This is a genomic window from Desmonostoc vinosum, assembly GCF_059505385.1.
This window is the reverse complement of sequence record NZ_JCACKM010000096.1, coordinates 20,659-27,188: the sequence shown is the minus strand read 5'-3', so window position 1 is coordinate 27,188 and position 6,530 is coordinate 20,659. Positions and strand designations below refer to the sequence as shown.

5 protein-coding genes, 1 tRNA gene and 1 pseudogene are annotated in these 6,530 nt (G+C 41.3%); 5 read left to right on the top strand and 2 right to left on the bottom strand.

The annotated features are described in order from the left end of the window. Positions 1 to 38: 38 nt before the first annotated feature. Complete coding sequence (locus tag AC5JMF_RS16105) at positions 39 to 326, bottom strand: hypothetical protein (protein WP_495796735.1); 288 nt, start codon at positions 324 to 326, stop codon at positions 39 to 41. Positions 327 to 462: 136 nt separating this feature from the next. On the opposite strand from AC5JMF_RS16105, the gene AC5JMF_RS16100 reads away from it, so the two are divergent. The 3 genes from AC5JMF_RS16100 to AC5JMF_RS16090 all read left to right on the top strand — a co-directional run bounded on the left by AC5JMF_RS16100 (position 463) and on the right by AC5JMF_RS16090 (position 2,434). Next, entirely contained in the window at positions 463 to 1,653 is a 1,191-nt protein-coding gene (locus AC5JMF_RS16100; protein WP_495796734.1) for a murein hydrolase activator EnvC family protein, read from the top strand. 34 nt (positions 1,654 to 1,687) lie between these two features. After that, positions 1,688 to 1,760, top strand: a tRNA-Arg gene (locus AC5JMF_RS16095). A 464-nt stretch (positions 1,761 to 2,224) separates the two neighbouring features. Further along, entirely contained in the window at positions 2,225 to 2,434 is a 210-nt protein-coding gene (locus AC5JMF_RS16090; protein WP_495796733.1) for a hypothetical protein, read from the top strand. A gap of 675 nt (positions 2,435 to 3,109) precedes the next feature. Here AC5JMF_RS16090 and AC5JMF_RS16085 read toward each other — a convergent pair. Beyond that, positions 3,110 to 3,259: a hypothetical protein gene (locus AC5JMF_RS16085; protein ID WP_495796732.1), complete on the bottom strand. Its 150-nt coding sequence runs from the start codon at positions 3,257 to 3,259 to the stop codon at positions 3,110 to 3,112. Positions 3,260 to 3,454: 195 nt separating this feature from the next. On the opposite strand from AC5JMF_RS16085, the pseudogene AC5JMF_RS16080 reads away from it, so the two are divergent. Continuing rightward, positions 3,455 to 4,314 (top strand): annotated as a pseudogene (locus AC5JMF_RS16080) (IS5 family transposase). 29 nt (positions 4,315 to 4,343) lie between these two features. Beyond that, a complete protein-coding gene (locus AC5JMF_RS16075; protein WP_495796731.1) occupies positions 4,344 to 6,530 on the top strand; it encodes a caspase family protein in 2,187 nt (728 codons plus the stop codon).

Here is a 6,530-nt window from a genome sequence, read left to right as displayed (position 1 = left end):
CATAGCTTCGCTTAGAGCGACGCAGGAGCGTCGCGTCATTACGAATTACGAATTAATAAACCGTGTATGCCTACTGCTGTAATTACGCCTCCCAATAATCCCCAAGTGCCGTCTGCAAATACATTAATCCGATGAATAAAGGTGCGATGATAGGCGTACTCTAACTGTCTATCATTAACTTTCCTTTCCTCTACGAGCTTTTCTACATAATTCTCGGCTTTGATCAAGGCTGCGTAATCCAGGTTGAACCAATAGAGCGATATTCCCACCACTGTTAAACCAGGAAAAATCAATGTAATTACTAGGGTTAATTTGCGTAAATTCATACGTACTTAGCCGATAATATACTTTTTTGATGCTGACAAAAGAAGTGCTGCCCCCTTTCCTCTTAGAGAACTTACACAAGATTTTGGGAATAATCTTCATATTGTTTGACAGCCTCGTTTTGCTCAGGCTCATACTATGAGAGCGCTATTCCTTGGAAAAAAGCAGGTTTTTTGTTGTTTATGTATTGCACTATTTATAATGCTGATATCAATATTATCAGTATACGCAAATCCAACAATATCCATTGATACATTGCGGCAACAACAGCAACAAATGAACCAGGAGCGCCAGCAGGTAAAGAAAGAGCGCGATCGCTTGACTAATTTACAAAACGAGGCCCAAAAACGCCTGACAGGTTTGGAGCAAAATCTGCAAACTACAAATAGCTACATTCAAGACAGCGAATTCCGCTTACAACTTGCGACTAAACGCCTCCAAGAGTTAGAAACTGATTTAGCTGTTGCAGAACGTTCCTATGAAGAACGTCAAATAGCGACAGTTGCACGATTGCGATATCTTCAGCGATCGCCAGCAAACCAAGGATGGGCAGTTTTACTACAAAGTCAAAACGTCAGCGATTTTATCAGCCGTCGCCGTCAGTTAAAGCTAGTATATCAAGCAGATCGGCAAATTCTGACCAAACTCAACGCCCAGGCAAACTCGCTTATTAACCAAAAAACTCAAGTAGAACAGCAAAAAAACGAAATTGCTTTGATTCGTCAGCAGTTGCTATCACAAAAAGCCGATTATCAAACCCAGGCGCAATCACAATCGCAAATGATTCAACGCCTCAATAGCGATCGCTTAGCTCTAGAAGCAGCACAAAACCAGCTAGATAAAGATTCACAGAATTTAGCTGTTTTGATTCAACAAAAGGTAGCAGCAAGAGCCAAAGAAGAATTAACCAAGACAAACAGCCGTACCAGCCTCATTATTCGCGGAACTGGCGTGTTCGCATATCCCAGCAACGCATCCACCAGCAGTCCCTTTGGTTGGCGGATACACCCAATCCTCGGCTATCGCCGCTTTCATGCAGGTTTAGATTTTGCCGCTAGTTATGGCAGTACAATTCGAGCCGCCGATTCCGGGACAGTGATTTTTGCTGGGTGGTATGGTGGTTATGGCAGAGCTGTAATCATCGACCACGGTAAAGGTATTACTACACTCTACGGACATAGCAGCGAGTTGTACGTTGCCGATGGACAAGGAGTACAACGGGGACAAGCGATCGCTGCTGTTGGTTCTACAGGTTTATCTACAGGCCCCCACCTACATTTTGAAGTGCGTCGCAATGGTACGCCCGTAAACCCCGCAGATTTTCTGTAGCAGCAAAAGTATGATATAATATCAAGAGCATTAAGGGCGCGTGGCTCAGTGGATAGAGCAACAGATTCCGGTTCTGTGGGTCGGGGGTTCAAATCCCTCCGCGCTCGTTACTTATACAAGACTAACCACAGTAACAAGAGGTCATTTTTTATCAGCTTTCTCTCAACTAATACCATTTTATCCCTAAAACAACTAAATAGGGGTGACTAGCTGACTTGAGAGAAGGTGATCATTTATGCCTATTCGTATAGGTTAGTATTATCAGTTACATAGCCATATTTATAATCCCCTATAAATGCCTGGTAAACCAGAGATTGATCTATTTCTGCCTTTAACGCCTCTATTTTCAGTTTCAGTTTCAGATGCATAAGCCTAAAGCAATGCATTGCCTGTTATAGGGGCTTTTAGCAGCAAATATTAATGTTTATGCGCTAAAAGCTTACATTATGGGTAAATAACTATTGTTATGAGCCTAATTTAATATTCTAGATACGTGTATTCTCTATTATATTTTTTATTTAAGTAAGGCAATACTTAAATGAGAGGTTTAAGTGTAAAGGATAATACCTGTATGTTAGGACTTGACAAAATTACACCAGAAAAAGTTTTAAAAGCTGGACTCATCGGTGCTGGTGCTTGTGCAGCAGCAATAGCGGCTCCTATAGGAGCAGTAGCAGTTGTAGGAATTACGGTTGCCACGGCTGCTACAACTTGGGCTGCTGAGAGTATTGACGATGAACTCAAGGGAAAAAATAAAGATGATGATAAAACAGGAAGCTAGTTATGTCTATTTAAGGTAGCTTCAGCGTACCTAATAATAAACCTAAGACTTTAAGCCTACAGAAGTTAGCAATTTCCTGTAGGTTTTATCTTTTGTAAATTCATAGCCAAACCAGAAAAAAAGTAGGCAAGCAGATAAAATCTACATAACAAGACAGTCCTCTAGTTTTTAAATAGAAGGCTTAACAAAAATAAGATAATATTGCTTCACGTTGCAATTTATTACGACGTCAAGCGTATTAAGCCGCGAGTACACTAATTCAATTAATACCACAATAAGAAAAAATAATCATAATTAGTTAATCTTGTAGGTACAACGCGAGTTAGCGAATTTTGTTTAATATTTGTCATTGCTATTATCGTTAAGTTTAAGTTGAATTGACGCAACCTAGCTATCTTTATCTTTATAAATAGATGACTAACTCTTTCTTTCGATAAGAGATAACCAGGCTTTTCTTAGAATGCGTGGTCAGGTACTATACAGAATATCCTCAGCCCGTTTTTTACCTACCCTTAGCATTCTTGACTATTCAATACCTCAGTTACGTGTTGTCTATTTACTATCCTTAGTTATTGCTTATATCGTAAGCGTTAGTAAAACTCAGGTAATTTAACCTATCCTATTGGGGCTACATAGCCTTACTTATTTCATCTTCTCTGACGTTGTAAATAGCAGCTAGTAACTTGATTGACTTTTCATCAGTACACCTAGCTGTTGAGCGATCGCAACTGCTGACTGTAATGGAATAGCTTGGTTAGTTGACTGTGTTAGTAAATCCAGTGTTGTTTTAGTTGTTTGCCGCTTCTTGTACACTGTGTCATTCATTTTATCTCGATTAAGTAGGGGTTTCTAACTCCCGGAGGGAACAGGAAATAGGAAAAACTGTTAAGAGTTCCCTATTTTCTGTTTGCTTCTTTGATAAGAAACACTAAGAGCTGATTCGTAAAGAAAATCTAAAGAGAACAGAGCCTCAGTTTACTCAGGCTATAGGCTAAATCAATAACACTTATGTTCTTGTCGATGAGCCGTCTACCAGCGATTGAAAATCTGCACCGCAAGCCCTATCCAAGTGATTTAAGCGATGCCGAATGGTTAATCCTCAAGCCTCTTCTACCAAAACCCAAAGGATTTGGGCATCCTATAGAAGTAGATTTACGAGAAATTCTCAATGCGATTTTCTACGTACAACGAACTGGATGTCAATGGAAAATGTTACCTCATGACCTTCCACCGTACACAACAGTGTACGGATACTTTCAAAAATGGCAACGCAAAGGCATCTGGCAGAAAGTTCACGACCAAGTACGTCATCAACTGCGACAAGATTTAGGGCGAGATGAACACTCTACTGTGGCGATCGCAGACTCTCAGTCGGTGAAGACCACGGAAAAAAAGGAGCCAGTGCGTTGGGCGGCTTCGCCGACTTGAAGCAACTGGCGTGGGAGGTCTACGGTTTTGATGGTGGTAAAAAGGTTAAAGGGCGTAAGCGCCATATAGTTGTAGATTCTCAAGGTTTGTTGATCGGTGTTTTAGTGACCGAAGCCAATGCCTCGGAGCGTTTAGGAGCTGTAATTGTCCTAGACGAAGCTATTGAGGAATTGTCCAAATTAGAAGTTGTTTGGGTAGATCAGGGCTATTCGGGCGATAACTTTGCTCAAGCCGTTAAACAAGTTTGTGGACAACAGGTTCGAGTCGAGGTGATTCAAAGGAACTCGAAAACATTTGAGCGACTGCCGAAACGATGGATTGTAGAACGTACATTCGGCTGGCTCAATCGATTTCGGCGTTTGAGTAAGGATTATGAATTATATACAGAGTTAAGTGAAGCTATGATTTATGGTTCATTAATTCGTTTAATGATAAAACGAATGGTATCTTAAGCTTTTGTTTACGAATCAGCTCTTAATTTATGCTACATAGACCTATTCAAGGAGATGCAACATCTATCTCTTCTAAATTCTTCGCTTTATTAATAGGGATTGATTTATATCTACCAAACACATTGCCATCGGGTTCTTCCTACAATAGCCTTGAGGGGTGCGTGCGCGATATTAACCATGTTGCATCTTTCTTACAAAATACGCTGCAAGTTCCTCAAGCACAGATTTTTAAATTAACGGCTTCTAACTTTGATGGTTTCAACGAGCTAAAAGAACCTGCAAATCAGTTACCAACCTATGAAAATATCGTCGCCAAATTTCAGGAACTTACTGATTTAGCTCAACCTCAAGACCAAGTATACATTCACTACTCTGGTCATGGTGGACGTGCAGTAACAATTTATCCAGAACTTAAGGGAAACTCCGGTGTAGATGAAGCACTTGTTCCTATGAATATTGGCAATTCAGAAGCTCGCTATATTCGCGATTTGGAAATAGCAAAACTTCTACAAAATATGGTGGATAAGGGGTTAGTTGTCACAGTGGTGCTAGATAGCTGCCATTCTGGAGGAGCAACAAGAGGAGGAGTAAATGACTCTGGTATTCGCGGTTTGAATAAGAACGTTGTAGATACAACGCCACGTTCTCAAGTAAGCCTGATAGCGTCGGCTGAGGAGTTGATGCAAAACTGGCTCACGTTAACACAGGGACAACAAAAAACTCGCAATGTTACCGTCACGAGCGGTTGGTTGCCTGAACCTAAAGGTTATGTTTTATTGGCTGCTTGCCGGGATAATGAGTATGCCTATGAATATGCTTTCAATGGCACAGAACGTAACGGCGCACTGACCTATTGGCTACTAGACTCTCTGCAAAAGCTGGGAGGTGAAGTTACTTATAAAGTACTCTATGACCGCATTCTTGCTAAGGTAAACAGTCAGTTTGAACGACAAACACCCATGTTGCAAGGCGAGGGGCATCGTATTGTCTTCAGCGGTCAATCTATCACTTCCCAGTCTGCTGTCATCGTTAAGCAAGTAGATGTAGCCAAAAATCGGGTGCTGTTGCAAGCAGGCGCTGCACAAGGTTTATGTCAGGGCGCAGAGTTTGCTGTCTATAAATTGGGCACAACTGATTTTACTCAGATTCATCAGCGAGTTGCACTAGTAAAGATTGTAGAAGTGCGTGCAGAAGCATCGTGGGCTGAGATGACAAAACTTCTGGTTGAAGATCATGCTCAAGGTACAATTCGTTCAATTGTTCAGCCTCCGAAAACTCTGAGTGCAGGAATTATTCAAGATGGCGCTCCCGCCTTATTGCTGTCTCCGGGTGTTAAGCTTGTTCGTAAGATACGCCTGTTACCTGCCGCAGAAAATCAACTATCTCCAGATATAGATGTGACAGTTGCGTTGACAGCGCTCAAAATTACTAAGGAAACTGTACAGGGTAATGCCTGGTTAGAATTTTTGTCTTTTGATGAACTGAGTGATGAACCTGTTAGCTATCAGGTGTCTGTGAATGGACAAGGTGAGTATGAAATCCTTGATGCAGGTGGGGAATTAATTAATTTGCGACCCTCGTTAAAAATAGGTGCGCCCAATGCTGCCAGTAGTGTAGTCGATCGCTTGGTACATCTGTCAAAATATCAAGCAACTTTACAGCTTGATAATAACGACTGGTTATCCTCTTTAGTAGGAAAACTGCAAGTTGAATTATGCCAACCTGGAGAAAATCGTAGTGAATTATTACCTTTTAATCTGAATGGCAACCTTCCCATCCTCAATGTTGATGAATATGCAGTCTTACGTATCCGTAATCGCTCCTCTCAAGTTCTCAATATTACTGTAATGGCAATTCAGCCTGATTGGAGTATCTGCCAGCTACACCCAGAGGGTGCAGCTTATTTTGAACCCCTAGACCCAAAACAGGAGAAATTAGTCCGCATACATACAAATCTTCCAGAGGGATATCAAGAAGGTGTGGATGTTCTCAAGGTTTTTGCAACTGTTGGTGCAACTAATTTTCGCATTTTAGAACTACCAGCATTAGATAAACCTCGTAAGGGAATACAGGTAAACAGAGCAACTAACCCTCTGGAAGAATTATTCGCGGCTGTTGCTGGTGAGCAACCCCCAAGCAGAAATATTAGCGTTGCGGCTTATTTGAGTGATAAATGGACAACGGAACAGGTGCAACTGGTTGTGAAACGCTTGTAG